At 35.0% G+C, this 471-nt stretch carries 1 pseudogene; it reads left to right on the forward strand.

The features are described 5' to 3' along the window. Positions 1–471: pseudogene (gene whiA, locus ACPUYX_RS20900) on the forward strand (DNA-binding protein WhiA); the annotation flags it as partial.

Raw genomic sequence — 471 nt, forward strand, 5'->3', positions numbered from 1 at the left:
ATGATTACGCTGAGGAACTGAGCAGCCTTATTAATACATTTGGACTTACTTCCAAGGTTATTCAAAGAAAGGGAAGCTATATTGTTTACATTAAAGAAGGCGAGCAGATAGTAGATCTGTTAAATATTATAAGTGCCCATTGTTCGTTTCTTTAATTAGAAAATGTCAGAATAATGAAAGAAATGCGAAATAATGTTAATAGATTGGTAAACTGTGAGACAGCTAATTTGAGCAAAACAGTTAATGCTGCTGTGAGGCAAATTGAAAGCATAAAGCTTATACAAAGAGAAATAGGACTTCAAAGACTTCCTGCAAATTTAAGGGATATCGCAGAGCTAAGGATTAACAATCCTGATGAATCCTTAAAAGAGCTTGGAGAATTATTAGATCCGCCTGTAGGAAAATCAGGTGTTAACCATAGACTCAGAAGGATAGAAAAAATAGCTGATGAGCTTAGAAGAGAAGGACGGT

This window comes from Desulfosporosinus sp. SYSU MS00001, assembly GCF_049943955.1.
In the GTDB taxonomy this organism is placed as follows: domain Bacteria; phylum Bacillota; class Desulfitobacteriia; order Desulfitobacteriales; family Desulfitobacteriaceae; genus Desulfosporosinus.